Origin of the sequence: Nocardioides sp. Root190 (assembly GCF_001428565.1) — a bacterium.
Classification (GTDB): Bacteria; Actinomycetota; Actinomycetes; order Propionibacteriales; family Nocardioidaceae; genus Nocardioides.
Window position 1 is genome coordinate 784,854 of sequence record NZ_LMIA01000010.1, and the last position, 25,057, is coordinate 809,910.

Sequence of the window (25,057 nt, forward strand, 5' to 3'; positions counted from 1 at the left end):
GGCAGCGGCGAGGCGCTCAGAAACCGCCGCGGCACACCGCGAAGGGCAGCAACCGCGCGCGGGTGAGCTCGGCCGCACCCACGGGGTCGGTCAGCACGTAGCCGAGCCGGCCGGTCGAGGGGTCCGCGACACCTCGACTCATCACGACGCCGAAGTCGGGGACGGTCGGCGGCATCACCTCGGCCAGCCGGATCCGGTCGAACGCGTCGGAACGCTTCGGGCCGAGCTGGACGGTGGCCAGCTCCGCTCCGAGGGCCACCGAGTAGGCGTCGAGCTCGTCGAGCGCACGCAGCGCCGAGGCCGGCGCGTCGGCGAGCTGGTCCTCCATCCCGTCACCGAAGACGGTGTCGAAGGCCAGGCAGGACCGCTCGACGTACGTCGAGATGGCCTCTCGTCCGACGAGGCTGAGCATCCCGTCGACGGCTCCCCAGGACCCGTCGACGGCCGGTGGCTCGGCCGAGGTCACCAGGTGTCGGTCGGCATCGACGACGGCTCCGCGGAGCGGTCCGACACCGGCACGGACGGCGCGCTGCAGGGCGGCCATCGAGGCCGTGTCGTGGAACTTCAGCACCCAACCGGTGGCGCCACCGGCATAGCTGGCCTCCCACGCGACGTCGTCCTGGCCGATGCCGAAGTCACCACGCAGGCGCTCGTCGAAGGGGCGCAACAGGCCGAGGGTGAGGGTGGCCGTGCGTGGCGCGCCCCGCCAGAACTTCGCGAGATCGGCAGGGCTGCTGGTGCCGTCGAGCGAGCCGAAGCCGAGGACCAGGCGCAGCTGGTCGAAGTCGGTGACCTCCAGCGTGGTCGCGGCCTCCGGAACGAGGGAGAGGACGGCGGCCGAGGGCTCGAGCGACGCGTCGTACTCGGTCGCGACCGCCTGCGGCTCGGGCGAATCCTGGTAGACGGGTTCCGGATCACTGCTGCAGGCGCTGACCAGCAGCAGGCACGCCACCAGTGCACCCAGCCCGGACCGGCCGGTTCGTGCTCCCCTCACGAGCGGGAGTCTAGGGCGTGTCCGGCCCGTCGCGGGTCAGGTACGATCCCGCGAACCCGGGCAAACCTGCCGGGGTCACCCTCACTGCTGGTCTCGGGGTCTCGATGATGCTTCCCACGCAGCGGATCTGACCCGCCCGTGCGCCCGCCCTCGCAGGAGTCCGAGATCCCGTGGCAGACCCCTGCCATGGCCCGGCACGATCGCCGGATGGCCCCCGTCGTCGTCGGCCTCGGCCTCGTGCTGCTCGCGGTCCCGCTCGGTCTGGCCCTGGGTGGCGAGAAGATTCCCGCCCTGTTCATGCTCGCCGTGCTGGTGCTCCCGATCATCGGCTGCCTGGGCCTGGGCGTGACCCTGCCGAGGGCGGCGGGTCGCAAGCTCGCCGCGACGCAAGCACTCGCCCGGACGGGGACGCAGGCACCGGCACGGGCGATCGACTGGCGTCAGGTCGCCCACGAGGACGCGAGCACGGAAGGGGAGCTGCGGTTGCGCGTCACGCTGCCGAGCGGGGACGAGGTCGCCCTGTCCCACACGTGCGACTGGTCCGACTGTGAGGCGGCCGGTCGGGGTTCCTCGGATCGCTCCGTCGCCGTGATGCTCGATCTCGACACCGGTGTGTGGGCGGTCGTGCACACCGGGTACGTGCGCAGCTGGAGCGCGGAGCTCTAGGGTGTGTCTCCCAAGTCCCCGCCTGCTGCGCTGACTTGAGAGACACGCCCTAGCGATCCTGCCCGAGGGATCAGGGCTTGGTGGCGAGGGTGAGCGCGAAGTCGCCCGGCTCGTCGGTCCACACCCGCGTGACACCGAGACCGGCGGCCTCGAGCTCGGCGGCGATGCGGCTGACCCGGAACTTGGTGGAGATCTCGATCCGGATCTCCTCGCCGACGGCGAGGTCGACGACGAGGTCCGCACCGGGGACGGTGACGCGCTGCGGCACCTCGGAGCGCAGGCGCAGGTCCATCCGCTCCATGTGGGCGTCCCAGAAGGGGACGTAGGAGAAGCCGGCCTGGTCGAAGTCGGCGCCGAGCTCGCGGTTGACCACGGTGAGGGTGTTGCGGATGAACTGCTCGGTCACGCCGGCGGAGTCGTTGTAGGCCGCGATCAGCCGGTCGGCACTCTTGACCAGGTCGGTGCCGAGCAGCACGGAGTCGCCGGGCTCGAGGACGTCGGCCAGGGCACCGAGGAAGGCCGTGCGCTCCTCGAGGTAGAGGTTGCCGATGGTGCCGCCGAGGAAGGCCACCATCCGGCGCCCGCCCCGCGGAAGGTGCGCGAGATGGAGGGTGAAGTCGCCGACCACGCCCGCAACCTCGACGCCGGGGTAGGCCGACGCGATCTGGGTGGCCGCGTCGCGCAGGGTGCCCTCGGAGACGTCGATCGGCACGAACCGGGTCAGCTGCCCGTTGCGGGTGAACGCGTCGAGGAGCAGGCGGGTCTTCTCGCTCGTGCCGCTGCCGAGCTCGACCAGCGTGGTCGCCCCACTCGCGACCACGATCTCGTCGGCCTGCGCCTGCAGGATCGAACGCTCGGCACTGAAGGGGTAGTACTCCGGCAGGCGGGTGATCTCGTCGAACAGCCCGGACCCGCGGTCGTCGTACAACCACCGGGGCGGGAGCGTGCGGGGGTGCCGGGTGAGGCCGCGGCGTACGTCGTCCACCAGGCTGCCGCTCGCCCAGTCGGACTCGAGGAGCACCGTCATCTCGGGCTCGCTGTCGTGGCTCATGCGCCCGTCCCCGTCGTCGAGAGCCGCGGCGCTCCGCCGTCGGCCAGCCGGACCCCGGACATCGCCCAGCGGGCTCCGGCGGGGAAGAAGTTGCGGTAACTCGTGCGGGCGTGACCCGGCGAGGTCAGGGCGCAGCCGCCACGCAGGACCATCTGGCCCGACATGAACTTGCCGTTGTACTCGCCGATCGCGCCGCCGGCCGTCTGGAAGCCCGGATAGGGCAGGTACGCCGAGGAGGTCCACTCCCAACAGTCGCCACTCACCTGCCGGAGGTGCCCATTTGCCGGCCCCGCAGACCGGGGGTGCCAGGTCTCGGTGTCGGCCAGGTTGCCGGCGCCGGACGCGGCACCCGCGCGCTCGCTGTCCGCGCGCACGCCGTGCTCCCACTCCGCCTCGGTCGGCAGGCGCTTGCCGGCCCACGTGGCGTAGGCGTCGGCCTCGTAGTGGCTGACGTGGCTGACCGGCAGCCCCGGATCGACCGGCCAGGTGCCGTTGAGGGTGTGCTCGAACCACACCCCGTCGTGCTCGGCCCAGTAGAACGGCGCCGCCCAGCCCTCGTTGTTGACCCGACCCCAGCCGTCCGAGAGCCAGAGATCGGCCCGCCGGTAGCCGCCGTCGGCCATGAACTCCAGCCACTCACCGTTGGTGACCAGCCGGTCGGCGAGCCGGTACGGCTCCAGCCAGGCCTGGTGCAGCGGCAGCTCGTTGTCGAAGGAGAAGCTCGCGTCGCGGTGCCCGATCTCGACCAGGCCGCCCTCGACCTCGACCCAGCCGAGCTGGTCCGGCGCGGTGGGCGCGGCCGGCGTGCCGGCGTACACGGGCTGCAGGGGATTGAGGGACAGCACGTGCTTGATGTCCATCAGCAACAGCTCCTGGTGCTGCTGCTCGTGGTGGAAGCCGAGCTCGATGGTGTCCGCGAGCTTGTCGAGGCTGCCCTGGTCGAGACCGTCGATCAGGCTCCGCACCCGCTCGTCGACGTTGCCGCGGTAGACACCCACGTCGTGCGCGCCGGGGCGGCTGATCACGCCGCGCTCGGCGCGGGCGTAGCGCGGTCCGACCGCCTCGTAGTAGCTGTTGAAGAGGAACCAGTAGGTGTCCTGGTACGGCGAGAAGCCCGCCTCGTTGTCGGCCAGCAGGAAGGTCTCGAAGAACCACGTCACGTGCGCGCGGTGCCACTTGGTCGGGGACACGTCCGGCATCGACTGCACCGTCTGGTCCTCCGGGGACAACGGCGCCGCGAGGCGCTCCGTGTGACCCCGGACCTCGTCGTAGCGCCCGAGCAGGCTGGTGGCCGTCCACTGCGTCGCAGTCATGCTTCGAGCCTAGGCGGGCGCACCGACAACGGCCAGAGTCGGCGGGAGGCGTCAGCGGATGTTCACGCGCTCGGTGGGTCTGGCCGGGCCTCAGCGGAACCCGTTGTTGACCAGACGGGTGTAGAGGCCCAGTCCGATCGTCTTCGCGGACGAGGTCCAGTTGTAGAAGTCGGTGTGCCAGATCGCGTTCCATCCCTGACCCCAGGTGGTCCCGATCGTGTCGTTGCAGACGTAGTCGCCCTTGACGCAGAAACTGGCCACCTTGCTGGCATTGAGCAGACCATCGAAGGTCTTGCCCGCACCCAGCTTGCCGCTTCCCTTGAGCATTCCTCTGTCGAAGTCCTCGTTGTAGCCGATCTCAGCCGGACTCTTGTTGTAACCCCGCCGCCTCGGGTCTCCGATCAGTCCGACCGTGATGATCTGTGCCCGCACGGCGTGTTCGAGTTTGGCCACCGACTCCCTGATGACCTGGGCTCCCTGGCTGTACCCGATGATCGCGAACCTGGTGCCGGTTCCGCAGTTCTTCTTGATCGAACGAAGGACGCCGGTCAGGAGCTTGACGCCGTCGGCGACGCTGTTGTTGTAGGTGAAGGGGTTGACCCGCTTGGCGTCGTAGGGCAGACCTGCATAGCGGTAGGTGCCGCTGCGCTTGATGCGGGAGACCATGTTCTTGGCCGCCAGCGAGGCGGGCTTGCCGAAGTAGGGAATCGACCCACTGTTCGCGGTCTCGCCCGAGCCACGGACCCCCACCACGATCAGCGAGGTGCAGGCCTTCGATGCCTTGGTCAGGCCCGCGAAGGCGGGCGGCGACGGAGCCATCGACACCGCGACGGCCGCAACGAGCGCGACCACGAGCACCTGACAGGTCCTCACGGCGCCCCGGCCTCGTCGGTCAGTGGGCGGACGTCGAGTCGTCGGAGCAGGGAGCGGAGCAGGCATCGGACCTCATCGGGAAGAGACGAACAGGGGCGTGCACAACCATCATGTCGGGAGCCATTGCGCACCGCAGCCGGAATCATCGTCCGCCGCGGTGCTCGGCCGCGGTGTCAGTCGTCGGCGCGCGCAGGCGACGAGACGACGGACAGCGACGCGAACGCGACGACGATGGCGGCGAGTAGGCACGCGAGAGCGCGCGCGAAGAAGGAGGAGCGGACCACTTCGAGACCCCATTTTCGAAGGAGAGCCAAACGCGTCCCGGGCCGCATGATTGCGAGCGGGACGTTACTCCCGGCGCTCCGGCGCGGGCAATGGTCTGTTCGGATGGTTGCGGACCCACCGCGGTCCACGCGCCGAAAGGGATGAGTCCGCCCCTGAGGGCCTGGGTTCCTCGACGGGCTCGGTGAGCACTCGTTGCAGGTTGGTCTACGCCAACCCGGGCAGGACGGTCTCGACCAAGTAGGTGCGCAGCGCCGGCACGTCGGAGGTCAACGTCCGCCACACACGTCGCGGGTCGAGGTCGTCGTACTGGTGGGCTGCGAAGTTGCGCATCGCCACCATGAGCGGCCACGGCTGGTCCGGGAACCGCTGGAGGACGTCGGCGGGGATCCGGTTGACGGCCTCGCCGATGCGGATCAGCCCCATCTCGACCGCCCACTGCGTGCGGATGTCGTCGACGAATGAGGTCAGGTCCGTCTGGGCCAGTTGGGCGAGGACGTCACACACGGCGACCACGCGCTCAGCCGCATCCCGAGCCTTGGCGTCGGACGCGTCGCTCACACCGGCACCGCATCGGCCAACAGTCTGCTTCGAAGTGGTTCGCGCAGCGTGTCGGCGGCGATCACGTCGACGGACACCTTGAGCAGATCACTCAGTGCCAGCCGCAGACCGATCTCGTCGAGCAGGCTCGCCTCGTCGGTGAACTCCACCATCACGTCGATGTCGGAATCGGCTGCGTCCTGTCCACGGGCAACCGAGCCGACGACCTTCGGCGACATGCCGTGGTGGGCGGCCACGATGGCCCGGATCTCCTCGCGGTGGCGCTCCAACCGCACCGACGGGAGCACCGCCAGTGCGCGCCGAATCCGCTCGACGACCTCTGGGGTGGGACCCCGGCGCCCGTTCTCGTACGCCGACAGGTTCGGCTGGGGTACGTCGGCGAGGCGCGCCAGCTGAGCCTGGCTGAAGCCGGCTGCGAGGCGCTCCGCACGAATGTCCACGACAACAGGATATCCCGGGGGTTATCGAGGTCGATATGAGTCGGGAGGCCGGCCACCGCGCACTGCCCTCGCCGGGCTCAGTCGTCGCAGCCGCCGACGCCCGCGACGTCCGCGTCCGCGAGGACGGGACCGTCGGCCGAGGTCCCGCTGTGGATCGAGTACGCCGAGCAGTAGTAGAAGCTCAGGTTCGCGTCGCGGTCCAGGGTGAGCGGTGTCCACACGCCCTTGCCGCGCGGCTCCAGGTAGCGCAGCGTGCTCCCGACGAGCGAGGCGTCGGTGCCCCGGTGCTTGAGGTAGCGATCGAGGAAGGCCTGCACGTAGACGCTGGTGAGGGCCTGGCCGTAGCGGCTCGCGGGCAGGACGTAGGGGATGTCGGTGTACTCGAGGTGGGTGGAGGCGCGCGGCACGACCAGCATCGCGTCCTTGCCGGCGGCCAGCCAGTCGTCGTACCCGGTGGCGCGCTCGCGGGTCGGCACCGGCAGGCCCGGCGCCGGCAGCAGCGTGTTGCCGCCGCTGAGCTGGGCCGGCGACACGGTGAAGCCGTACTCCGACTGCACCGCCAACGCCGGAACGACGGGCGTGATGTCGTCGGCGGGGCTGAGCGCGTTCAGCGCGCTCGTGTCGCTCGGGCCCTGGAGCTTGTCGAGGGCGACCACGGCGGACACCCGCTCGTCGCTGCCCTGCACGTGGGAGACCGCGGCGGCACCCAGCGAGTGGCCGATGATCGCGACGCGGCCGGTCCGACCCGAGGTGACGCTGTCGGGGTCGGGGCTGCGGTCGACGGAGGGGAGGTAGGGATTGGCCTCCGACAGGAAGAAGTCCAGGGCGTCCAGGGTGCCGGTGGTGAAGTTCGCGAGCTGCTGGAACGGCACCCCCGGGCAGCCGAGCAGGTTGCCGTCGACCGGAGCGGCGAACGGGTTGCAGAACGGCAGCTCCGAGCCGGTGGTGTGCGGCAGCGTCTCGCTCGTCCCCTGGCCCTGCACGTCGTAGGTGAGGACGACGTACCCGCGCTCCGCGAGGTCCTGCGCGAGCCACACGTACATGCCCTCGGACCCCTGCACCGACCCCGGCGTGATCACGACCCCCGGGAACGGCCCCTGCAGGGTGGCTCCTGTGTACGGGTCCTTCGCGCCGGGCTTCGGTGCGTACACCGTGCCACGCAGGAGTGCGCCGTACCGGTTGACGAAGCTGACCTTCTTCGACAGCCCGCGGGTGCCGTTCCAGCCCGCGCGCAGCGGGTTGCCCACGTTCCATCCCGGCACCAGCAGGCCGGCGGAGAGCGCCAGCCGGGTCGGCGTGGCCGCCTGGGCCAACAGCTGGGTTGCGGTCAGCAGCGTCGTCTCGCGCACCAGCGCCGGCAGGTAGTTCGGGTTGGCGAGCTGGCCACCCGGCCCCGTGATGCGGCCGTAGGCGTCGGTGACGTTGCGCAGGTCGCGCAGGAGGTACGCCGCCGACCCCGGCTTCGGGTCGTCCTCGGCGGTGGCCGCCGGCATCCCGGTGAGGAGGAGGGCTGCCGTGGTGAGCATCAGCACGACGGTCCGGAGCCGGTGGGAGCGAGTCATGGTCGAACAACGAGGTGTGCGAGGACGTCGTTACGACGACGCGCTCGACGTGGCGTCCGACGGTGATCTCGTGAGAGATCACCTGGTGGAGCCTGGGGGACTCGAACCCCCAACCCCCTGCTTGCAAAGCAGGTGCGCTACCAATTGCGCCAAGGCCCCGCGGTGGTGCGGTGGAATCAGGCCTTCGGAAGCTTGTCGGTGGCCTCGGCCCAGAGGGCCTGCTCGGCCTTGCTCTGCTGGAGCTTCTTGCCGGCGACGATCGCGCCTGCCGCGGCCAGGGCCGCGAGGATCAGCTTCTTCACGCTTGGTTCCCTTCTTCGAAGAAGCCCCGGTCCGCGGAGTGCGCGGCCGGGGCTCTACGTGGGCCTAAGAGGACTTGAACCTCTGACCCCCACATTATCAGTGTGGTGCTCTAACCGTCTGAGCTATAGGCCCGGGTGGCCTGCCGATTCTGGGTGGAAGCCCCTCGGCAGCAGGCCGAGAGCAGACGATACCGGAGCGATGGAGCGACGGACAAAACGGGGCGGGCGAGGGGTCTCGATACGCCCTCGCGCAGGGGCTCGGGCTACTCGACCAACGGCGTGGTCGCCGAGTTCGGGCTACTCGACCAGCGGCGTTCGGGAGGGTCAGTTGTCCTCGGCGAGGGTGATCTCGACGCCACCGAGGAGTGCTGCGGACATGTTGTAGAGGAACGCGATCAGGGTCGCGGCCGCCGTGATGAGTACGACGTCGATGGCCGCGACCAGCATCGTGAAACCGAGCACCCGGCTGGTGCCGACGTAGTCCTCGATCTGGAAGCCGGCGACGTCGTCGCCGCCGATGCTCTCCTGGATGGTCGAGTTGATCGAGTCCCAGACACCGGCAGCGCCGAGCACCTGCCACACCATCGCCACCGAGACGACGGTGACGACGGCGAAGGCGATCGAGAGCAGGAAGGCGGTCTTCATGACCGACCAGGGGTCGATCCTGGTCAGCCGCAGCCGCGCCCGACGCGGCGAGCGCGGACGCGGTGCCGTGTCGACCGGGAGGCCGGGACGGACGGGCGCTGACGGTGGCTGCGCCGGGGCACCCGGACCGGAGCCCGGTGCGCCGTCCCCAGCGGGACGGATCACGGTCTCCTCGACGCGCTCACTCATCAGCTCTCACTCTCCCCGGGATCCCCAATGTCCTCGGATCCTCCGATTGTGGCATCCGGGGCCTGATCGGGCGATTCCGTCGAGGTGGCGGCTACCTGCTGCGAACCCTCGGCACCGTCCTCGGTGCCGCCCTCGGCAGCACCCTCCTCGTCGGGGTCCTTCGCCTCGACCGAGCGGGCGACGACGGCGACCGTGTCCCCTCGCTTCGGTGTCACGAAGTTCACGCCCTGGGTGGAGCGGCCGGTCGGACGGAAGTCCTCGTTGATCGGCGAACGGACGACCTGTCCGGTCGCGGTGATCGAGAGGATCTCGTCGCCGTCGACGACGATGAACGCGCCCACGAGCGAGCCACGGTCCTCGTTCTCGAGCTTCATCGCCTTGATGCCGATGCCGCCACGGGACTGGACGCGGTACTCCGAGATCCGGGTGCGCTTGGCCTTGCCGGCATCGGTGATGGTGAAGACGTACTGGATCGCCGTCTCCCCCTCCTCGCCTGCTTCCTCGTTGGCGACGTCCTCGGCGCGGATGACGGCCATCGAGAGCAGCGCGTCACCGTCGCGGAACTTCATGCCGGTGACACCGGACGTCGCACGGCCCATCGGGCGGAGCTGGTCGTCGGTCGCGGGGAAGCGGATCGACTGTCCCTTGCGGGACACGAGCAGGATGTGGTCCTCGCTGCTGACCAGCTCGGCACCGATCAGCTCGTCGTCGTCGTCGCGGAAGTTGATCGCGATGACGCCGGCCTGGCGCGGGCTGTTGTAGTCGCCGAGGCGGGTCTTCTTGACCAGGCCCTTCTTCGTCGCGAGGACGAGGTACGGCGCCTGCTCGTAGTCGCGGATCGCCAGCACCTGGGCGATGGACTCGTCCGGCTGGAAGGACAGCAGTCCGGCGACGTGGCCGCCCTTGGCGTCACGCTGTGCCTCGGGCAGGTTGTAGGCCTTGATCCGGTAGACCCGGCCGGCGGTGGTGAAGAACAGCAGCCAGTGGTGGCTGGTGGTGGAGATGAAGTGGTCCACCACGTCGTCGCCGCGCAGCGAGGCGCCGCGCACTCCCTTGCCGCCACGCTTCTGGGTGCGGTACTGGTCGGCGCGGGTGCGCTTGGCGTAGCCACCGCGGGTGATCGAGACGACCTGGTCCTCGTCCGGGATCAGGTCCTCCATCGACATGTCGCCGGCGGCCGCGATGATCTGGGTACGACGGTCGTCGCCGTACTTGTCGACGATCTCGGCGAGCTCGTCGATCACGATCTGCCGCTGGCGGGTGATGTTGGCGAGGATGTCCTTGAGGTCGGCGATGACGATCTCGAGCTCGGCCAGGCGGTCGATGATCTTCTGGCGCTCGAGGGCGGCCAGTCGACGCAGCTGCATGTCCAGGATCGCGTTGGCCTGGAGCTCGTCGATGTCGAGCAGCGCGATCAGGCCCTGGCGTGCGTCGTCGACCTCGGGCGAGCGCCGGATGAGCGCGATGACGTCGTCGAGCATGTCGAGCGCCTTGACCAGACCGCGCCAGATGTGGGCGTCGGCCTCGGCCTTGCGCAGACGGAACTCCGTGCGCCGGCGGATCACGTTGACCTGGTGCTCGACCCAGTTGCTGATGAACTGGTCGATCGTCAGGGTGCGCGGGACGCCGTCGACCAGCGCCAGCATGTTGGCGCTGAAGTTGGTCTGCAGCTCGGTGTGCTTGAGCAGGTTGTTCAGCACCACGCGGGCCACGGCGTCACGCTTGAGCACGACGACGATGCGCTGGCCCACCCGCGAGGACGTCTCGTTGCGCACGTCGCTGATGCCCTGGACCTTGCCCGCGTCGGCGAGCTCGGCGATCTTCATCAACAGGCTGTCCGGGTTGACCATGTAGGGCAGGTCGGTGATGACCAGGACCGTACGGCCCGACTTCTCCTCGTCGACCTCGATGATCGCGCGCTGGGTGACCGAGCCGCGACCGGTGCGGTAGGCCTGCTCGATGCCCTCGCGGCCCACGATCAGCGCGCCGTTGGGGAAGTCCGGGCCCTTGATCCGCTCGAGGAGGGCTTCCTGCAGCTCCTCACGGGTGGCGTCCGGGTGCTCCAGCGCCCAGGTGGCGCCGGAGGCGACCTCGCGGAGGTTGTGCGGCGGGATGTTGGTCGCCATGCCGACCGCGATGCCGGCCGAGCCGTTCACCAGCAGGTTGGGGAACCGGGCCGGGAGGATCGTCGGCTCCACGGTCTTGCCGTCGTAGTTCGGGGTCATGTCGACGGTGTCCTCGTCGATGTCCCGAACCATCTCCATGGCCAGCGGCGCCATCCGGCACTCGGTGTACCGCATGGCCGCGGCCGGGTCGTTGCCCGGCGAGCCGAAGTTGCCCTGGCCGTTGACCAGCGGGTTGCGCATGGCCCACGGCTGCGCGAGGCGCACGAGGGTGTCGTAGATGGCCGAGTCGCCGTGCGGGTGGTAGTTACCCATCACGTCGCCGACGACGCGGGCGCACTTGTTGAAGCCGCGGTCGGGGCGGTAGCCGCCGTCGTACATCGCGTAGAGCACGCGGCGGTGCACGGGCTTGAGGCCGTCGCGTACGTCGGGGAGCGCCCGGCCGACGATGACGGCCATGGCGTAGTCGATGTAGGAGCGCTTCATCGACTCCTGCAGGTCGATGGGCTGGATCCGGCCGCCGCCGTCACCGTTGTCGTACGAGGTGTCCGTGGGAGTCTCAGTCACGATTGCTCTCTCTGGCTTGTTCTATCGACATCTAGGAAAGTTGCTATAGACCTAGATATCGAGGAATCGGACGTCCTTGGCGTTGCGCTGGATGAACGAGCGTCGCTGCTCGACGTCCTCGCCCATCAGGATCGAGAAGATCTCGTCGGCCTGGGCCGCGTCCTCCAGCGTCACCTGCAGCAACACGCGCTGGTCGGGGTCGAGCGTGGTGTCCCACAGTTCGTCGGCGTTCATCTCGCCGAGACCCTTGTACCGCTGGATCGGCGCGTCCTTGGGCAGCTTCTTGCCCTGCTCGAGACCGTCGCGCATCACGGCATCACGCTCGGCGTCGGAGTAGACGAACTCGTGCACGGCCGGCTTGTTCCACTTGATCCGGTAGAGCGGCGGCTGGGCGAGGTAGACGTGACCCGCGTCGATCAGCGGCCGCATGAACCGGAAGAGCAGCGTCAGCAGCAGCGTGTTGATGTGGTGGCCGTCGACATCGGCGTCGGCCATCAGCACGATCTTGTGGTAGCGCAGCTTGGCGAGGTCGAACTCCTCGTGCACGCCGGTGCCGAGCGCCGAGATGATCGCCTGGACCTCGGTGTTGGCGAGCACCTTGTCGATGCGCGCCTTCTCGACGTTGAGGATCTTTCCGCGGATCGGGAGGATCGCCTGGATCCGGTTCTCGCGGCCCATGACCGCCGAGCCGCCGGCCGAGTCACCCTCGACGATGAAGACCTCGCACTCCTCGGGATCCCGCGAGCTGCAGTCGCGCAGCTTGCCCGGAAGACCACCGCCACCGAGCAGGCCCTTCCGGTTGCGGGCCAGGTCGCGCGCCTTGCGGGCCGCGATCCGCGCCGTGGCCGCTGCCATCGCCTTGCGGATGATGTCCTTGCCCTCGGCGGGGTTCTGCTCCAGCCAGGCACCGAGCTGGTCGTTGACGATCGACTGCACGAAGCCCTTGGCCTCGGTGTTGCCCAGCTTGGACTTGGTCTGGCCCTCGAACTGCGGCTCGGAGATCTTGAGGCTGATGATGGCGGTCAGGCCCTCGCGGATGTCGTCGCCGGTGAGCCTGTCCTCCTTCTTCTTGATCAGGCCCCACTCCTCGCCCCAGCGGTTGACCAGCGAGGTCAGGGCCGCGCGGAAGCCCTCCTCGTGGGTGCCACCCTCGGGAGTGTTGATGGTGTTGGCGAAGGTGTGCACCGACTCGTTGTACGACGTGACCTGCCACTGCATGGCCAGCTCGAGGCTCATCGGGTTGTTCGAGTCGACGGCCGTCTCGGCGTCGAAGGAGATGACCCCGCCGACGTGCTGCTTGCGGCGGTTGAGGAACTCGACGTAGTCGACCAGGCCGCGCTCGTACTGGAAGACCTGCTCCAGCGCCTTGTGCCCGTCGACGTCGGCGGCGTGGATCTCGGTCGCGGCGTCCGCCACGCCCTCCACGACGCCGGTGCCGTCCTCGACGGCCTCGGCCAGCTCCTCGGCCTTGGGCCGCGCGTCGAGCAGCTCGATGCGCAGGCCCTTGTTGAGGAAGGCCATCTCGCGGAACCGGGTGGAGATGGTCTCCAGGGTGTAGTCCACGGTCTCGAAGGTGTCCGGGGAGGCCCACCAGGTGACGGTGGTGCCGGAGCGCTCGCCCTCCTCGAGGGGGCGCACCTGGCGCAGGTCGTAGTCCGGGACGCCGTGGGAGAACTCCTGCTCCCACAGGTAACCGCGGTTCTTCACCTGCAGGTGCAGGCGCGTGGACAGCGCGTTGACGACCGAGGAGCCGACGCCGTGCAGACCACCGGAGACCTTGTAGCCGCCGCCGCCGAACTTGCCGCCCGCGTGGAGCACGGTCAGCGCAAGGGTGGCCGCGGGGATCTCCTGGCCGGGCGCCGTGTCGGTCGGGATGCCGCGACCGTTGTCGACCACGCTCACCGAGCCGTCGGCGTTCAGCGTCACCCGGATGGTGTCGCAGTAGCCGGCGAGGGCCTCGTCGACCGCGTTGTCGACGATCTCCCAGATCAGGTGGTGCAGGCCGCGCTCACCGGTGGAGCCGATGTACATGCCGGGACGCTTCCGGACCGCTTCGAGGCCCTCGAGGACCTGGATCGCGGAGGCGTCGTACTCGGGCGTCTGCTCATCAGTGGACACGCGGGAGACCTCTTCTGCATCAGGGGACCGCCATCCGGAGAAGGCATGGCGAAGGCCGAGTCTGGCGTCCCGGAGACGCGTTCCCGGCCAAGAACCCATTCTAGCCCCCTGAGGGCCTCAGAGCACGTGACGGACCCGAGGCAGGGGATGTCTGTGGACAAAATGGGGCCCTCAGCGGCACAGAAAGCCCGATCGGAGGCTCTGGCAGGGGTCCGGGTGGGTCCCAGTACGGCCAAAGCTGCAAAAACCGACCGGGCCGGCCCCAGAGGGGGCCGACCCGGCACGTCAGACGGAGCGCGATGGCTCGGAGGGCTCAGGGGGCGACGGGCTGCCCGGTGAGCTTCTTGTAGGTGAAGGCCGAGCCCAGCAGGATCACCGGGATCGCGGCCAGCAGGCCGACGCCGCACAGGATCGCGCCGACGAGGGCGATCACGTAGGCGACGAGGTACCAGATGATCGTCGACCCGACGTTGTTCTTGACCAGGTCGATGCTCGCCTTGATGGCGTCGACCGGGGCGAGGTTCTTGTCGACCACGAAGAACAGCGAGAACATCGTCATGAATCCGAAGATGATGCCGGGGATCACGCACAGGATCGTGCCGATGAAGGTACCGACCCCGACCAGCAGGCTGGTGACGATGACGTTGCCGATGTTCTGGAACTTGAACACACCGGCGGTCGAGAAGGACCGACCCTCGGTGACGGCGAGCGACTCACGGATGAGGCCCGCGCCGATGACCTGCGCGTAGATGAAGAACACGACGTAGAGCAGGGCGAGCACGATGAGGCTCAGGAACCCGAGGCCACCGGTGTCACCGCTGCAGACGTACTCGCCCGCGTCGTTGAACCGGCACGCGTAGTCGGAGTCGCCGGCCGGCAGGATGATCGCGACCAGCGCGATGCCGTAGATCACCACGATGCCGGCGAAGATCGCCAGCGCCGCCAGGATCATCTGGCCCATGTTGGCCTGGAACTTCGACCAGCCGTAGCTGACCGCCGCGCCGACGTCCCACTGCTGCGGCTGGCCGTAGCCACCGCCGGGAGGGCCACCGAAGCCGCCACCCGGAGGACCGCCGTACCCGCCACCGGGAGGACCGCCCGGCGGGGGACCGCCGAAGCCGCCACCCGGAGGACCGGCCGGCGGCGGACCGCCGTAGCCACCGCCCGGGGGCGGCGGCGCTGCTGGGGGCTCGTAGTTGCTCATGTTGCGGTCTCCTCATCAGGCCGTGGACACGGCCGTGGAACGGGATGGATGCTCCTGAAACAGTGCTGCATAGTAGCGAGATCGAAACCCCGTGCGGGAAGGGAAATGTCAGGCACCATCGGCACCGTGCCACCCTCGGGCCCGGTCCTTGGTGTCCTCTTGTGAATTCCTTGGGAAATCAGGTGCACTCAGCCGTAGGTGTCGCGCGGTCCGCGACCGTCCCGCAGACCGCGTCGGCCGTGCTTCCAGGTCGGGGCCAGCGGGCCGAGGACCTCCACGACCGTGACCGTCCCCCGGCCGAGCTCCTCGTTGAGACGGGCCACCACGGTGCTGGCCAGCAGGCGCAGCTGGGTGGCCCACGCGGTCGAGTCGGTGCGGACGACCAGCGTCCCGTCGGTGAGGGATTCCGGCGTCGAGTGGGCGCCGATCTCCTCGCCCACGATCTCCGTCCAGCGACCGAACACGCCCCTGACCTGCAGGTCCAGCGCCCAACCGCGGTCGTTGACCAGCCGACCGACCTCGGACGCCAGGCCCTGCGGATCGCGTCCGTCGGGTCGGGCGCCGCTGAACTGCGCGTCGCCACGACGGCCGCGCGATCCGCCGAACCTGGTCGGGAACGCCGAGCCGTCGCCTGACCGCGGGGGCCGGCGCCGGGCCGGCGTCGTACCCGAACCGGCAGCTCCGAGTGCCTGCGCGCGGGCCAGGTCGAGGCCGTCGGAGCGGTGCTCCTCCTGCTCCTGCTCCTCGCCCTCGGGGGTGGTCTCGTCAGGCACGGGTCACCTCGCCCCCGGCAACGTGAAAGGTGATTCCGCGCAGCACCTCGGGCACGTCGTCAGCCACCGCGGCCGTCACGAGCACCTGTTCGGCACCCGCGACCAGCGAGGCGAGTTGCTCGCGACGCTCCGCATCGAGCTCGGCGAAGACGTCGTCGAGGATCAGGATCGGGTCGTCGCCGTCGGCGCGCAGGAGGTCGTACGACGCCAGCCGCAGCGCCAGCGCGAACGACCAGGACTCCCCGTGGCTGGCGTAGCCCTTGACCGGGAGCCGCTGCTCGTCGCCGGGACCCAGGGTCAGCACGAGCTCATCGCGGTGGGGACCGACCAGGGTCACCCCGCGCTGGATCTCGTCGTTCTGGCGTCGGGCGACCTCGGCCCGGAAGGCCTCGGCGAGAACGCTGCGGTGGTCTCGAGACGGTTGCTGCGCAACCTCCTCGACCAACGACGGGTCGGCGTCGGCGAGGACGCTGCGGTGGTCTCGAGACGGTTGCTGCGCAACCTCCTCGACCAACGACGGGTCGGGCACGGAGGCGGAGTACTCGACGCGGGCGTCGTCGCGGTTGGCGCCACGGGCGACGGCCTCATAGGCCTTCGCGAGGTACGGCGCGAGATCGGCCGACAGCTGCTGGCGGGCCAGGAGCAGCTCGGTCCCGGTGCCGATCAGCTGGTCGTCCCAGACCGACAACGTGGCCAGTGCGGCCTCGCGGGCGGAGCCGCGGGCGGCGTACAACGACTTCAGCAGCGCGTTGCGCTGACGCAGGACGCGCTCGTAGTCGGAGATCACGCCCGCGTAGCGCGGGGTGCGCAGCACCAGCAGGTCGTCGAGGAACCGGCGCCGCTGCGACGGATCGCCCTTCACCAGGGCGAGGTCCTCAGGGCTGAACACGACGGTGCGCACGATGCCGGCGAGGTCGCGGGCACGCGACAGCGGCGATCGGTTGACCCGCGCTCGATTGGCGCGACCCGGGTTGAGCTCGACCTCGAGGATCGCGGTGCGACCGTCGCGGACGACCGCTGCGCGCACGACGGCCTGCTCGGTTCCGGCGCGGATCAAGGGTGCGTCGGTCGCCACCCGGTGGGAGGAGAGCCGCGAGAGGTAGTCGATCGCCTCGACCAGATTGGTCTTGCCCTGGCCGTTGCTGCCGACGAACGCCGTCACCCCGGCCTCGAGCGCCACGTCGACGTCCGCATAGGAGCGGAAGTCGTGGAGGCTCAGGTGGGAGACGTGCACGACACCATTCTCACCCGTCAGAGATCGGGATTGGCCTCGCCGCCCGGAGGCGGGTCGGTGTGCACGGCGTGACCGCCGAACTGGTTGCGCATCGCGGCGATCGCCTTCATCGCCGGGCTGTCGTCCTGTCGCGAGGTGAACCGGGCGAAGAGCGAGGCGGCGATGACGTGCATCGGGACGGCGTTCTCGATGGCGGCCTCGACGGTCCAGCGTCCCTCACCCGAGTCGTCGGCGTACCCGCGCAACTGGTCGAGGTGGGTGTCGTCGGTGATCGCCTCGGTGAGCAGGTCGAGCAGCCAGGACCGGATGACCGTTCCGCTGCGCCAGGAGTCGAAGACCTCCGGGACGTTCTCGACGATGTCGACCTTCTCGAGCAGCTCCCAGCCCTCGGCGTAGGACTGCATCATCGCGTACTCGATGCCGTTGTGAACCATCTTGGCGAAGTGGCCGGCACCGGGCGTGGAGCCGGCGTGGACCAGTCCGCCTTCGTCCGGCTTGAGGGCGTCGAAGGCCGGCTGCACCTTGGCGACGTCCGAGGCGGCGCCGCCGAACATGAGTGCGTAGCCGTTCTCGAGACCCCACACACCACCGGAGACGCCGCAGTCGACGAACCCGATGCCCTTCTCGGCGAGCGAGGCGGCGTTGATCGCGTCGTCGGTGTACTTGGAGTTGCCGCCGTCGACCACCAGGTCGCCCTCACCGAGCAGGTCCTTGAGCTCGGCAATCGTCGAACGCGTCGGGTCACCGGCCGGCACCATCACCCAGACCACCTTCGGCGACGGCAGTGCGTCGACGAGCGCAGCCAGGCTCGGGACATCCGCGAGGTCCGGGTTGCGGTCGTAGCCGACAACCGTGTGCCCGGCATTGCGCAGCCGGGTGCGCATGTTGCCGCCCATCTTGCCGAGTCCGACGAGTCCGATGTCCATGCGACGACCCTAACGGGAGGTGGGTGGCGGTGGGTCAGCTGAGCAGGCGACGCGGCATGAGCAGGTAGCGGAAGGATCCGCTGTTCTCGCCGGCAGCCTCGTCCCCGGTGCCGCTGATGACGACGGGCTTCGAGGCCTGCGTGAAGGCGAGCTCGACGACCGGCTCATCGATCGCGCCGAGGCCGTCGAGCAGGAACGACGGGTTGAACCCGGTGACCAGGTCCTCGCCCTCGATCTGCGCAGCGACCGACTCGGAGGCCTGGGCGTCGTCGCCGGAGCCGGCGTCGAGGATCAGGGCACCGTCACGGAAGCTCAGCTGGACCGCGGTGTTGCGATCGGCGACGAGCGAGACGCGCTTGACCGACTCGATCAGCTCGGCCCGGTCGATCTTGGCGATGGTGAGCTTCTCGCTCGGGAACAGGCTGCGGACCTTGGGGAACTCACCGTCGAGCAGGCGTGTGGTCGTACGACGCACGCCGCCCGGCCCGGTGCCCTCGAAACCGATGATGCCGTCGCCGGCGCCGGAGGCGGACAGCGCGATGGTGACCTCGGGTCCGGCGGTGAGGGACTTCGCGGTGTCGCCCAGCACCTTCGCCGGCACCAGGGCGGCGAGGGTGGCATCGGGCTGCCCGGGGTTCCAGGTGAGCTCACGCTGCGAGAGGCGGAAGCGGTCGGTGGCGAGAAGTGCGATCGTGTCGCCCTCGATCTCCAGCCGCACGCCGGTCAGCACCGGGAGCATGTCGTCGCGGCCGGCAGCCGTGACGGCCTGGGCGACCGCGTGCGCGAATGCCTCGCTCGGCACGGTGCCGGTGGCAGCAGGCATCTCCGGGATCGTCGGGTAGTCCTCGACCGGCATCGTCTGGAGCGAGAACCGCGACGAACCGCACGTGAGCGAGACGCGGGTGCCCTCGAGCGTCAGCTCGACCGGCTTGTTCGGGAGGCTGCGACAGATGTCCGCCAGCAGTCGACCGCTCACCAGTGCCTTGCCCTCGTCGTTGACCTCGGCAGCGAGCGTGGCGCGGGCCGAGGTCTCGTAGTCGAAGGTCGAGAGGACCAGGCCCTCGTCGCTGGCCTCGATGAGCAGGCCGGCGAGCACAGGGGCGCTGGGACGCACCGGAAGGCTGCGGGCGGCCCAGGCAACGGCGTCCGCGAGGACATCGCGGTCGACACGGAACTTCACGTCGTACCTCATCACTGGATCGGTCGGGGGTTGCATCCTGCCACGTCACTCCGGCCCGTGGGACCAGCGGGAGGCAGAGCAGGGCGTGGGATTCGTGCGGTGCTCGGGTCAATCCACAGGTCGGGGCCCGGGAGTTGTTCTGCGAATCGAGGGGACATGGATACGTAGGGAGTGGTCATAGCATCGGTGGAAACTGTGGAGAACTCGTGTCGTTGCAGGTCAGCCGTGGTTTCACCGGTGGATGAAGGGTGTGGATGAAATCGGGTCCGACGGGGTGGGCCTGGGGAGGACGGATCGGTTGTGTGGTTCCGCCCTGTGCGCTCCACGGAATCCTCCCCGTGTAGTTCGCACAGTTTGGCCCTAGTTCTCCACAGGCCGGAACGACAAGGAAACAAGCGAAGACGCGCTCGCGCCCGGGCCCATCGCCGTCATGTGGCCGCCATGCCATCGCCGGTCGCACCCAAGCCAACCGCGCGCGTGGCAGCGCGGCGAGAGCGAAGCTCCGGCAGCTTGCTGCCCCCATCGGAGCGAAGACGCGCTCGCGCAGACAGTTAGCCCTGACGGGCCTGCATCTTGACGCGGTTGGTGAGCTCGGAGACCTGGTTGAACACCGCACGACGCTCACCGAGCAACTGGTTGATCTTGCGCTCGGCGTACATGACGGTCGTGTGGTCGCGGTTGCCGAACTGGGCGCCGATCTTGGGCAGCGACAGCCCGGTGAGCTCGCGGCACAGGTACATCGCGATCTGCCGCGCCATCACCAGGTGGCGTCCGCGGCTGGGGCCGGTGAGCTCCTCGATCGAGAGCCCGAAGTAGGCCGCCGTCTGCGCGATGATCAGCGGCGCGGTGATCTCGGGCTCGCCGCCGTCGGGGATGAGGTCCTTGAGCACGATCTCGGCCAGCGTCATGTCGACGTCCTGGCGGTTGAGGTTGGCGAAGGCCGTGACCCGGATGAGGGCTCCCTCGAGCTCGCGGATGTTCGTCTGGATCTTGCTGGCGATGAACTCGAGGACGTCGGAGGGCGCGGTGAGGCGGTCCATCGCGGCCTTCTTGCGCAGGATCGCGATCCTCGTCTCGAGGTCGGGCGCCTGGACGTCGGTGATCAGGCCCCACTCGAAACGGTTGCGCAGCCGGTCCTCGAGCGCCTCGAGCGCCTTGGGTGGGCGGTCGGAGGTCAGCACGATCTGCTTGTTCGCGTTGTGGAGCGTGTTGAAGGTGTGGAAGAACTCCTCCTGGGTCTGGGTCTTGCCCGCCAGGAACTGGATGTCGTCGATGAGGAGCACGTCCACCTCGCGGTACTTCCGCTTGAACCGGTCCTGCCGGTCGTCGCGGATCGCGTTGATGAACTCGTTGGTGAACTCCTCGCTGGAGACGTACCGCACCTTGCTGCCGGCGTAGATCGTGCGGACGTAGTGCCCGATCGCGTGCAGGAGGTGCGTCTTGCCGAGTCCGGACTCCCCGTAGACCAGGAGTGGGTTGTAGCTCTTGCCCGGCGCCTCGCTCACGGCGACGGCTGCCGCGTGGGGGAAGCGGTTGGACGATCCGATGACGAACGTCTCGAAGGTGTACTTCGGGTTGAGCCTCGTCTCCCCGGCTGCGGTGGCCGCGGGGGCCGGGATGACGGCGGGACGCTCGGGGGCGTCGTACCCGGTGTCGAAGGCGGGGGCAGCGGAGCGCTGAGGAGCGCCGTACGGCGGCGTGTCGATCTGTTGCTTTGTCGACATGTCGCTCTTCGGCTCGACGGCCGGGGCGGCGTAGCCGGGCTGCTCGTAGGTCGCTTCGTAGCTCGGCGCGTCGTCGTAGGTCGGCGTCTCGTAGGAACGCGAGTCGAACCCGGGCTCGTGGTGCAGGGAGGCGTCGACCGTGACGGCGAGCTGGACCTCGTGCCCGAAGCGCTCGGTGAGCGCGTCCTCGAGCTGTCCGCGCAGCCGACCCTCGAGGCGCTTGCGGGTGAAGTCGTCGGGAACGGCGACGATGGCGGTCGTGCCGTGCAGCGTCACCGGCTTGCTCGCCTGGAGCCAGGCGCGCTGGTGCGCCTGCAGGTCGGCGACCACCGTGGCCCACTCGTGCTCGAGCCGGGCCATGGTGTCGTCCGGGCTCGGCTCGCTCTGGCTGGCGCCCTGGTTCGGGGGCAGATCCGGGTTGCCGGTCACGCCTCACACCTCTCGCTGTTGGTCTGGCTCCACAAGTTTGTCCACAGGTTGTGAACAATTGCATCATCGGGCCGATGACGCTGGCCCGAGACCGTCCGTTTGTCCTCGAGTTTCGAAGTTTGCGCAGGTCAGAGGCACGATGGCAACGAACTGGGGGGTGGCGCGAACCCGGGGGTGAGGGTGCTGCGGAGCGGGCGGGGAAAACCCGGATCGGTCGAACCTAACTGTGCATCACCCTGTGGATCAACCCGCTATCCACAGGTTTTGCCACCGTCGGTGGGAATTGGGCGATGGGTCACATCCGAGCGGGCGCCGGGGCCCCGCGGTTTGACCCGCGATCCGGCCTGCGCGTACCGTTGATTGGTCAACCGGCGTCGACCGGTGCCGCATGTCCACGAAGCCAGGCAGTGTCTGGATCATCGTGGCTGCGCGGTGCCGGCCGACACGTCTCGCAGCACCTGCAAGGGAGCTGCGCCAGGCAGCCGCCGACCCTTCCCGATCATTGCACTTGAAAGGCCGATTCGTGAGCAAGCGGACCTACCAGCCCAACAACCGTCGTCGCCACAAGGTTCACGGTTTCCGACTGCGCATGCGCACCCGCGCAGGCCGGTCCATCCTGGCGAACCGCCGCCGGAAGGGCCGCTCGAGCCTGTCCGTCTGAGGACAGCCGGGCGCCCGGGTTGACCGCCCAGCGGAACCCGCGGGGCTGACCCGATGCTCGACGCCGACCACCGGCTGAGGGACCCGGACTCGTTCCGGGCCGCCAGCCGCCGTGGTCAACGGGCCGGCTCTCGCATGATCGTCACGCACCTGTTGCTCCCCGACGAGCAACAGGTCCTTGGCGTATCCGGGAACCCTGCGCAGGTCGGCTTCGTGGTGAGCAAGGCGGTCGGTGTGGCCGTGGTCCGCAACCGCGTCAAGCGCCGGCTCCGGCACGCGCTGCGTGAGCGGATCACCCTGCTCCCCTCGGGTGCTGTGCTGGTCGTCCGCGCACAACCGGGTGCCGCGACCGCGTCGTACCCGGAACTGGTGGCCGAGCTCGACCGTTGTCTGCAACGCGTGGGTGTCGCAAGTGAACGTCGGTTGGAGGCCCGATGAAGTGGCTGTTGATCGGGTTCGTGCGCGCCTACCAGCTGCTGATCAGTCCGTTGCTCGCGCCGAGCTGTCGCTACTACCCGTCCTGCTCGGCCTACGCCGTCGAGGCGTTGCAGGTGCACGGTGCGTTCAAGGGCACCTGGCTCGCCGTGCGGCGTCTGCTGCGGTGCCACCCGTGGTCCCCCGGTGGGGTCGACCACGTGCCGCCGCGCCGGCACCGTCACGAGCACTCCCCCGAGCGTGACGAGCGCTCCACCGTTCTCCTGCCGGCGTCCGCCGGCGGTCCGCCATCCCAGCAAGGAGCCTGATTCGTGGGCATCATCGGCGACATCGGCCACTTCATCATGGTGCCGCTGTACTACATCATCTCGGCGGTGCTGATCGGCTGGCACGAGCTGATCACGGCGCTCGGGCTCTCCCCCAGCGGCGGCCTGTCCTGGGCGCTGTCGATCATCGGCCTGACGCTGGTGATCCGCGCGGCGCTGATCCCGCTGTTCGTCAAGCAGATCAAGTCGAGCCGCAACATGGCGCTGCTGCAGCCCAAGGTGAAGGAGCTGCAGAAGAAGTACGGCCACGACCGGCAGAAGCTGGCCGAGGAGACGATGAAGCTCTACAAGGACGCGGGCACCAATCCGTTCGCGTCCTGTCTGCCGATCCTGCTGCAGATGCCGATCTTCTTCGCGCTCTTCCGCCTCCTCGACCAGGCCGCGCGCTCGGACAAGGCGCACGGCTTCCTGGACGCGACCCGCGCCAAGCAGTTCGGTGACTCCGAGATCTTCGGCGCCATCCCGATCGCCGACTCCTTCTGGGGCGCGCGCACCTGGGGCCCCGAGCCGCACGGCCTGGTCATGATCGTGGCCCTGATCCTGGTGCTGGCCATGACCGCGACGACCTTCACCACGCAGCGCCAGCTGATGGCCAAGAACATGCCGGCCGAGGCGATGACCGGTCCGTACGCACAGCAGCAGAAGATGCTCCTCTACATCCTTCCCGTGGCCTTCGGCCTCGGTGGCGTCGCCTTCCCGATCGGTGTCCTCCTGTACTGGACGACCTCGAACCTGTGGACGATGGGCCAGCAGTTCTACGTGATCCGCAACAACCCTGCTCCCGGTACGCCGGCGGCCAAGGCCAAGCAGGACCGTGACAAGGCCAAGGCGGCCCGCCACGGGCACCCTGAGGCTGCGGTGGCGGTGGAGGAGGCTCCCGAGCCGGAGCGTCGTCCCGCGGCCCGTCAGCAGCCGAAGAAGCAGACCCGGGCGCAGCGCAAGACTGCCCCGAGCACCCCCAAGAGCAACCCGGTGAACCTGGCGAAGAAGGAATCAGGCACCGGGCAGGACGAGACCACGAACGAGGAAGACGGCAATGAGCGCTGAGACCGAAGAACTGACCGGGCACGACGAGGTCGTCGACACCGACGCCCCGGAGTCCACTGACGACACCGACACCGACACCGACGGCACGGACGCGGCCGCTGGCGAGACGAGCCTGGTGGCTCGCCTCGAGCAGGAGGGCGACATCGCGGCGGACTACCTCGAGGAGCTCCTCGACATCGCCGACCTGGACGGCGACCTGGACATCGACGTCGAGGCCGACCGCGCTGCCGTGTCGATCGTCGGCGCCGAGCTGAGCCAGCTGGTCGGCTCGGACGGCAAGGTGCTCGAGGCCCTGCAGGAGCTCACCCGCCTAGCGGTCTACCGCGAGACCGGCGAGCGCTCCCGCCTGATGCTGGACATCTCCGGCTTCCGCGCCGACAAGCGCTCGCGCCTGACGGTCCTGGGCGCGCAGACGGCCGCGCAGGTCGCTGAGTCCGGCGAGCCGGTCTCGCTGGACCCGATGTCCCCCTTCGAGCGCAAGATCGTGCACGACGCGGTTGCTGCTGCCGGGCTCCGTTCGGAGTCCGCCGGTGTCGAGCCGCGTCGTTACGTCGTCGTGCTGCCCGCGGACGCCTGAGCGTTCCCGCGAGCCACGCGACGTTTCACGTGAAACACGACGAAGCATCTCCGCCCCCGGTGTCCCCGGATCCTCAGGATCCGGCGGACCCGGGGGTGGTTGCTGTCCCGGTGACCGCACCCGAGGCAGCCCGTTCACTCTTCCCAGCCGACCGGCTCGAGATCGCGCAGGCCTTTGCCGAGCGCCTCGCCGGTGACGGTGTGGTCCGGGGGCTCATCGGTCCCCGCGAGGCTCCCCGCCTGTGGGAGCGTCACCTGCTCAACTGCGCCCTCCTGGCGCCGGCCCTGCCCGGGGATGCCCGGGTGGCCGACATCGGCTCCGGAGCCGGTCTGCCGGGCCTGGTCCTGGCGATCGCCCGGCCGGACATCACGATCACCCTGATCGAGCCGCTGCTGCGCCGTACGACCTTCCTGGAGGAGGTCGTCGCGGACCTGGGCCTGGGCAACGTGATCGTGGTCCGCGGCCGCGCTGACGCCCTGCACGGCCAGGAGACCTATGACGTCGTCACCTCGCGTGCCGTGGCGCCGCTGGACCGACTCCTTGCCTGGTCGATGCCGCTCGTCGCGCCGGAGGGCGTCCTCATGGCGATGAAGGGCAGTTCCGTGGCCGAGGAGATCGAGCAGGCCCGCGCCGTGCTGAAGAAGCTGCGCTGCGCCGAGCCATCGGTGGAGACGTTGGGTCTCCCCGGTGCCGACCCTGAAGTTGTGCACCCGATCCGCATCGTGCGGGTCACCTGGGCCGACCCGGCCCGCGTATCGTTGCCGTCCCGGACGCAGCGCGATCCTCGGGGATCGCGTCCTTCCCGCGACCGGAACAAGAGGAGGAAGTCGTGACCGACGGGTCGTCCCCTGAGGAG

Annotated in this window: 24 protein-coding genes and 2 tRNA genes; 7 read left to right on the forward strand and 19 right to left on the reverse strand. The window is 69.2% G+C overall.

Features of this window, described 5'->3' with window-relative positions; all coding sequences use genetic code 11:
* Positions 1-16 precede the first annotated feature (16 nt).
* Positions 17-994: a hypothetical protein gene (locus ASE01_RS16505; RefSeq protein WP_157537412.1), complete on the reverse strand. Its 978-nt coding sequence runs from the start codon at positions 992-994 to the stop codon at positions 17-19.
* A 207-nt stretch (positions 995-1,201) separates the two neighbouring features.
* Here ASE01_RS16505 and ASE01_RS16510 point away from each other — a divergent pair, with 207 nt between their 5' ends.
* Positions 1,202-1,660, forward strand: a complete 459-nt coding sequence (locus ASE01_RS16510; RefSeq protein WP_157537414.1) for a hypothetical protein — start codon at positions 1,202-1,204, stop codon at positions 1,658-1,660.
* 70 nt (positions 1,661-1,730) lie between these two features.
* Here the strand turns inward: ASE01_RS16510 and egtD are convergent, their stop codons facing one another.
* The 18 genes from egtD to dnaA form a co-directional block, all read right to left on the reverse strand.
* Positions 1,731-2,711 carry an L-histidine N(alpha)-methyltransferase gene (gene egtD / locus ASE01_RS16515; RefSeq protein WP_056754344.1) on the reverse strand — a complete coding sequence of 327 codons (981 nt, stop codon included), beginning with the start codon at positions 2,709-2,711 and terminating at the stop codon, positions 1,731-1,733.
* Positions 2,708-4,024: an ergothioneine biosynthesis protein EgtB gene (gene egtB, locus ASE01_RS16520; RefSeq protein WP_056754346.1), complete on the reverse strand. Its 1,317-nt coding sequence runs from the start codon at positions 4,022-4,024 to the stop codon at positions 2,708-2,710. The genes egtD and egtB overlap by 4 nt, the downstream gene beginning before the upstream one ends.
* Before the next feature lie 90 nt (positions 4,025-4,114).
* A complete protein-coding gene (locus tag ASE01_RS16525) occupies positions 4,115-4,897 on the reverse strand; it encodes a cutinase family protein (RefSeq protein WP_162260303.1) in 783 nt (260 codons plus the stop codon).
* 489 nt (positions 4,898-5,386) lie between these two features.
* Positions 5,387-5,740, reverse strand: coding sequence for a DUF86 domain-containing protein (locus ASE01_RS16530; RefSeq protein ID WP_056754354.1), 354 nt, complete (start codon positions 5,738-5,740; stop codon positions 5,387-5,389).
* On the reverse strand, positions 5,737-6,180 hold the full coding sequence (locus tag ASE01_RS24050) for a helix-turn-helix domain-containing protein (protein WP_082606116.1): 444 nt from the start codon (positions 6,178-6,180) through the stop codon (positions 5,737-5,739). The genes ASE01_RS16530 and ASE01_RS24050 overlap by 4 nt, the downstream gene beginning before the upstream one ends.
* Before the next feature lie 77 nt (positions 6,181-6,257).
* Positions 6,258-7,742: an alpha/beta fold hydrolase gene (locus ASE01_RS16540; protein ID WP_235536052.1), complete on the reverse strand. Its 1,485-nt coding sequence runs from the start codon at positions 7,740-7,742 to the stop codon at positions 6,258-6,260.
* 83 nt (positions 7,743-7,825) lie between these two features.
* A tRNA-Ala gene (locus ASE01_RS16545) sits at positions 7,826-7,901 on the reverse strand.
* 17 nt (positions 7,902-7,918) lie between these two features.
* Positions 7,919-8,044, reverse strand: coding sequence for a DLW-39 family protein (locus ASE01_RS25290; protein ID WP_235536053.1), 126 nt, complete (start codon positions 8,042-8,044; stop codon positions 7,919-7,921).
* Between the two features lie 59 nt (positions 8,045-8,103).
* Positions 8,104-8,177 (reverse strand) — tRNA-Ile (locus tag ASE01_RS16550).
* Between the two features lie 191 nt (positions 8,178-8,368).
* Entirely contained in the window at positions 8,369-8,878 is a 510-nt protein-coding gene (locus tag ASE01_RS16555; protein ID WP_082606117.1) for a DUF3566 domain-containing protein, read from the reverse strand.
* Positions 8,878-11,568 carry a DNA gyrase subunit A gene (gyrA, locus tag ASE01_RS16560; protein WP_082606118.1) on the reverse strand — a complete coding sequence of 897 codons (2,691 nt, stop codon included), beginning with the start codon at positions 11,566-11,568 and terminating at the stop codon, positions 8,878-8,880. Before gyrA ends, ASE01_RS16555 begins: the two co-directional genes overlap by 1 nt.
* Positions 11,569-11,619: 51 nt before the next feature.
* Positions 11,620-13,686, reverse strand: a complete 2,067-nt coding sequence (gene gyrB, locus ASE01_RS16565; protein ID WP_056754356.1) for a DNA topoisomerase (ATP-hydrolyzing) subunit B — start codon at positions 13,684-13,686, stop codon at positions 11,620-11,622.
* Positions 13,687-13,999: 313 nt separating this feature from the next.
* Positions 14,000-14,890, reverse strand: coding sequence for a hypothetical protein (locus ASE01_RS16570; RefSeq protein WP_056754358.1), 891 nt, complete (start codon positions 14,888-14,890; stop codon positions 14,000-14,002).
* Positions 14,891-15,078: 188 nt separating this feature from the next.
* Positions 15,079-15,663 carry a DUF721 domain-containing protein gene (locus ASE01_RS16575; RefSeq protein ID WP_056754362.1) on the reverse strand — a complete coding sequence of 195 codons (585 nt, stop codon included), beginning with the start codon at positions 15,661-15,663 and terminating at the stop codon, positions 15,079-15,081.
* Complete coding sequence (recF, locus tag ASE01_RS16580; RefSeq protein ID WP_056754366.1) at positions 15,656-16,897, reverse strand: DNA replication/repair protein RecF; 1,242 nt, start codon at positions 16,895-16,897, stop codon at positions 15,656-15,658. Before recF ends, ASE01_RS16575 begins: the two co-directional genes overlap by 8 nt.
* Before the next feature lie 17 nt (positions 16,898-16,914).
* Positions 16,915-17,823 (reverse strand): phosphogluconate dehydrogenase (NAD(+)-dependent, decarboxylating), encoded by a 909-nt coding sequence (gene gnd / locus ASE01_RS16585; RefSeq protein ID WP_056754369.1) that lies wholly within the window; start codon positions 17,821-17,823, stop codon positions 16,915-16,917.
* Between the two features lie 34 nt (positions 17,824-17,857).
* Positions 17,858-19,003, reverse strand: coding sequence for a DNA polymerase III subunit beta (dnaN, locus tag ASE01_RS16590; RefSeq protein WP_056754935.1), 1,146 nt, complete (start codon positions 19,001-19,003; stop codon positions 17,858-17,860).
* A 551-nt stretch (positions 19,004-19,554) separates the two neighbouring features.
* Positions 19,555-21,087: a chromosomal replication initiator protein DnaA gene (gene dnaA, locus ASE01_RS16595; RefSeq protein WP_056754937.1), complete on the reverse strand. Its 1,533-nt coding sequence runs from the start codon at positions 21,085-21,087 to the stop codon at positions 19,555-19,557.
* Between the two features lie 592 nt (positions 21,088-21,679).
* Here dnaA and rpmH point away from each other — a divergent pair.
* The 6 genes from rpmH (at position 21,680) to rsmG (ending at position 25,034) form a co-directional block, all read left to right on the forward strand.
* Entirely contained in the window at positions 21,680-21,817 is a 138-nt protein-coding gene (rpmH, locus tag ASE01_RS16600) for a 50S ribosomal protein L34 (RefSeq protein ID WP_056754372.1), read from the forward strand.
* 53 nt (positions 21,818-21,870) lie between these two features.
* Positions 21,871-22,254 carry a ribonuclease P protein component gene (gene rnpA / locus ASE01_RS16605; protein ID WP_056754375.1) on the forward strand — a complete coding sequence of 128 codons (384 nt, stop codon included), beginning with the start codon at positions 21,871-21,873 and terminating at the stop codon, positions 22,252-22,254.
* A complete protein-coding gene (gene yidD / locus ASE01_RS16610; protein ID WP_082606120.1) occupies positions 22,251-22,559 on the forward strand; it encodes a membrane protein insertion efficiency factor YidD in 309 nt (102 codons plus the stop codon). The genes rnpA and yidD overlap by 4 nt, the downstream gene beginning before the upstream one ends.
* Positions 22,560-22,595: 36 nt before the next feature.
* Complete coding sequence (gene yidC, locus ASE01_RS16615) at positions 22,596-23,624, forward strand: membrane protein insertase YidC (protein WP_414858536.1); 1,029 nt, start codon at positions 22,596-22,598, stop codon at positions 23,622-23,624.
* Positions 23,614-24,201: a protein jag gene (locus tag ASE01_RS16620; protein ID WP_082606122.1), complete on the forward strand. Its 588-nt coding sequence runs from the start codon at positions 23,614-23,616 to the stop codon at positions 24,199-24,201. Before yidC ends, ASE01_RS16620 begins: the two co-directional genes overlap by 11 nt.
* A 110-nt stretch (positions 24,202-24,311) precedes the next feature.
* Positions 24,312-25,034, forward strand: a complete 723-nt coding sequence (gene rsmG, locus ASE01_RS16625; RefSeq protein ID WP_235536054.1) for a 16S rRNA (guanine(527)-N(7))-methyltransferase RsmG — start codon at positions 24,312-24,314, stop codon at positions 25,032-25,034.
* The last annotated feature ends 23 nt before the right edge of the window (positions 25,035-25,057 follow it).

Coding starts and splice junctions, on each gene's coding strand:
- rnpA (WP_056754375.1), top strand. CDS start 21,871: ATGCTCGACGCCGACCACCGGCTGAGGGACCCGGACTCGTTCCGGGCC.
- ASE01_RS16510 (WP_157537414.1), top strand. CDS start 1,202: ATGGCCCCCGTCGTCGTCGGCCTCGGCCTCGTGCTGCTCGCGGTCCCG.
- ASE01_RS16540 (WP_235536052.1), bottom strand. CDS start 7,742: ATGACTCGCTCCCACCGGCTCCGGACCGTCGTGCTGATGCTCACCACG.
- ASE01_RS16555 (WP_082606117.1), bottom strand. CDS start 8,878: ATGAGTGAGCGCGTCGAGGAGACCGTGATCCGTCCCGCTGGGGACGGC.
- ASE01_RS16570 (WP_056754358.1), bottom strand. CDS start 14,890: ATGAGCAACTACGAGCCCCCAGCAGCGCCGCCGCCCCCGGGCGGTGGC.
- yidC (WP_414858536.1), top strand. CDS start 22,596: ATGGTGCCGCTGTACTACATCATCTCGGCGGTGCTGATCGGCTGGCAC.
- egtD (WP_056754344.1), bottom strand. CDS start 2,711: ATGAGCCACGACAGCGAGCCCGAGATGACGGTGCTCCTCGAGTCCGAC.
- egtB (WP_056754346.1), bottom strand. CDS start 4,024: ATGACTGCGACGCAGTGGACGGCCACCAGCCTGCTCGGGCGCTACGAC.
- ASE01_RS16620 (WP_082606122.1), top strand. CDS start 23,614: ATGAGCGCTGAGACCGAAGAACTGACCGGGCACGACGAGGTCGTCGAC.
- yidD (WP_082606120.1), top strand. CDS start 22,251: ATGAAGTGGCTGTTGATCGGGTTCGTGCGCGCCTACCAGCTGCTGATC.
- gnd (WP_056754369.1), bottom strand. CDS start 17,823: ATGGACATCGGACTCGTCGGACTCGGCAAGATGGGCGGCAACATGCGC.
- dnaA (WP_056754937.1), bottom strand. CDS start 21,087: ATGGCCCGGCTCGAGCACGAGTGGGCCACGGTGGTCGCCGACCTGCAG.